This window comes from Okeania sp. SIO2F4, assembly GCF_010672385.1.
Taxonomy (GTDB): Bacteria; Cyanobacteriota; Cyanobacteriia; order Cyanobacteriales; family Microcoleaceae; genus Trichodesmium.
In genome coordinates this window covers 1-1,252 of sequence record NZ_JAAHGT010001454.1, presented here as the reverse complement: position 1 = coordinate 1,252, position 1,252 = coordinate 1, and the positions used below count along the sequence as shown (strand labels likewise).

The window sequence follows — 1,252 nt, the reverse complement described above, 5'->3', positions numbered from 1 at the left end:
GAATATATTAGGCTTTGATCAAAACCAGATCGAACAAAAGTTGAGTCCATCTCAAATAATAACATTACAAATATTATTATACTTAACATCAGTACATAAAACCGTACAAATATCAAAATTAAGTACTTATTTTCCCCTACCAATAAAATTAGAAAGTAAGCGAAAACACATACAAAGATTTTTGACTTTAAAGGAGTTAAGTTTACCTTGATTCTGGTTTCCTTTAGTTAAAATGATGAGCGAAAATTTATTCAGTATTACCTCAGAGTTAGTCGGAATTTTAGATCTAACTGAGTGGGAAGATACTAACATATTAATGATTAGTATAGGTGGGAAAAAGAGGGCTTTACCTGTGTATTGGAAGATTTTAACTCATAAAGGAGCTAGTAATTTAATAGAACAACAAGCAGTAATGCCTCCTGTATTTCAACTCCTCAAAAAATCTCAAATTATCCTCATAGCAGATAGAGAATTCCAGAGTATTTTCCGATCACATTGGCTGAAAAAATATCAAAAGCATAATGTATATTTTGCATTGAGACAAAAAAAGTCAACAATGATTAAAAGAGGGAGCAAATCTTGTAAATTATCAGAATTAACAGCAAATACTGGTGAAGCTAAATTATTATTAAATCAAAAAATCACTAAAACGAAATAGGGAATGTATAATTTACTGAGCTACAAAAAACAGAGAGCTCGTCACAAATCTGTTTCAGAAAAATGGTATATTTTCACAAATTTATCGTCACCAGGAAAAATCCCAAAAATATATAGCCAGAGAATGGGAATTGAAGCAATGTTTAAAGATTATCAAACTGGTGGTTATAATCTGGAATCAGCCCAAGCCAACGAAAAAAGATTGAATAATTTGATTTGATTAATAGCTATTTCATACACAATTAATTCATTGACAGGAGAAAAGATTAAAAATCAAGGAATTCAAGAAGATATATCAAGAACCAATGAAAAAAGAAGAATATACACAAACGTACAGTAATTTTTTCCTCGGATTATCTTATATCTCTTGGGCAGTAAATGATGATTTTGTGTGGAAATTAAGAGAAAATTTAATGATGCTAAATTCCCATAAGTTTCTATATTATCCCAGAGGAATCAAAGGGATTAATAGGCTGTTAAATAATGGCGCGATCTCTGGTTAACAATTCATTAATAAAAGTAAGTTTTTTGATAAGATTATTTAGAGCCATACTTGAACTATTGTTCAATAAAGATGGGGGGTGTAGTGCGTTAG

At 30.1% G+C, this 1,252-nt stretch carries 2 protein-coding genes and 1 pseudogene; all 3 read left to right on the top strand.

Annotation, left to right across the window (positions count from 1 at the left end):
* Positions 1–211, top strand: a pseudogene (locus F6K22_RS41190) (hypothetical protein); the annotation flags it as partial.
* 21 nt (positions 212–232) lie between these two features.
* A complete protein-coding gene (locus F6K22_RS41185) occupies positions 233–658 on the top strand; it encodes a hypothetical protein (protein ID WP_293110973.1) in 426 nt (141 codons plus the stop codon).
* Between the two features lie 3 nt (positions 659–661).
* Positions 662–877, top strand: a complete 216-nt coding sequence (locus tag F6K22_RS41180; RefSeq protein ID WP_293110971.1) for a hypothetical protein — start codon at positions 662–664, stop codon at positions 875–877.
* Positions 878–1,252 lie beyond the last annotated feature (375 nt).

What these genes read in the sequence shown, in the direction of transcription:
- F6K22_RS41185 (WP_293110973.1), top strand. Translation starts at nt 233, where the DNA reads ATGATGAGCGAAAATTTATTCAGTATTACCTCAGAGTTAGTCGGAATT.
- F6K22_RS41180 (WP_293110971.1), top strand. Translation starts at nt 662, where the DNA reads ATGTATAATTTACTGAGCTACAAAAAACAGAGAGCTCGTCACAAATCT.